The organism is Neisseria sp. P0001.S005 (assembly GCF_051963715.1).
Genome location: NZ_JBQCTZ010000392.1, coordinates 1 through 1,500, shown reverse-complemented (window position 1 = coordinate 1,500; position 1,500 = coordinate 1). Strand labels below are relative to the sequence as shown.

1 protein-coding gene and 1 tRNA gene are annotated in these 1,500 nt (G+C 50.5%); both read right to left on the bottom strand.

Annotated elements, in window-relative coordinates:
- Window positions 1–72: transfer RNA gene (locus ACTHSP_RS20500), tRNA-Val, on the bottom strand.
- A gap of 69 nt (window positions 73–141) precedes the next feature.
- A partial coding sequence (locus tag ACTHSP_RS20495; protein ID WP_440346822.1) for a cation:proton antiporter domain-containing protein occupies window positions 142–1,500 on the bottom strand: 1,359 nt, incomplete at its 5' end.

Sequence of the window (1,500 nt, the reverse complement as noted above, 5' to 3'; positions counted from 1 at the left end):
GGGTGATGACGGAGTCGAACCGCCGACATTCTGCTTGTAAGGCAGACGCTCTACCAACTGAGCTAATCACCCATGCGCAAAATTGCGAAGACGCTATTAAACCAAAAAATCCTGATGCGCGCAAGATTTATTTGCCGATAATTAGATGTCTCCCTGCAAGCACCAGTTTTCAAAGGAAATAATTTCTTCTTGCTTGCCTGCAACAACCAAAATATCACCGTTCTCCAAAACAAAATCAGGGTCAAGGTCTTGGATTTTTCCGGTATTGCGGCGGATAAACAATAGTTTCAGATAATGCGCTGCTAATGGCAATTCACGGATGGTTTTGCCGATGGCGTGTGCCTCGCCTTGCAAGGGGAAGGCATGGCGGCAGACGGCCTTGCTGTCTTCGTCGGAGAAGCTGTCATCATCACTGCCGACAAACAAGTCTTGCAAAGATGCATAGCGGCTGTGACGGATGTGGGTTATGGTTTGATAAACATGGTTGTAAGAGAGACCGTGACCCAACATGGCATAGCTTGCCAGCACCAGGCTGGTTTCTTTGGTATCGGAGACGGTTTCTTCCGCACCCATTTCTGTAAAGGTTTTAACGTAATCGTCATTGGTGGCGCGAACATAAACCGGCATACTCGGATGCATGGACATGATGTTGCCGAGAACATGTTGGGTCTCGTGCATATTGTTCAGCGTGATGACTACCATTTTGGCGCGTCCCAAGCCGGCGGCTTCCAAGACTTCACGGCGTTTGGCATCGCCAAAGGAAACTGGTTCACCTGCGTTGCGTGCCACTTGTACGCGGGCAATGTCCAAGTCAAGGGCAAAGTAGGGGATGCCTTCTTGCGCCAATACACGGGCAACCGATTGACCGCCGCGTCCGAAACCGATAATCAGGACGTGTTCGGATTTGCTCATGGTTTCCACCAGCATGGAGTGCAAGTCCAAGGCTTTCATGTCCCAGTCGGATTTAACAAAGCGGCTGACGATGGCATCGCTGCTGCCCAAAATGAATGGTGCGGCAATCATGGAGAGCAAGACGGCTGCAGTGGCTGCTTGTTCCAATTCGGGCGAAACCATATTGATTTTGCTGGAAATGGCCAGCATCACGAAACCGAACTCGCCGCCTTGTGCCAAATAAAGCGCACTCTTGAGGCTGTCGCTCGTAGGGTTTTTCATGCGCAAAGCGATGATGAAGACGACCAGTGCTTTCAAGACCAACAGGATTGCCAACAAAATCAGGATTTGCTGCCAGTTGCCGATCAGCGCCTGAATATCCAGCTTCATACCGACGGTAATGAAGAAGAAGCCCAGCAGGATATCGCGGAATGGACGGATGTCGTCTTCCACCTGAATACGGTATTCGGTTTCGGAAAGCAGCATACCGGCAACGAATGCGCCCAATGCCATAGACAGGCCTTCAAGCTCCGTCAGATAGGCCACGCCCAAAGTAACCAGCAAAACATTGATCATGAAGAGTTCGGACGATTTGCGTTTGGCAACCAG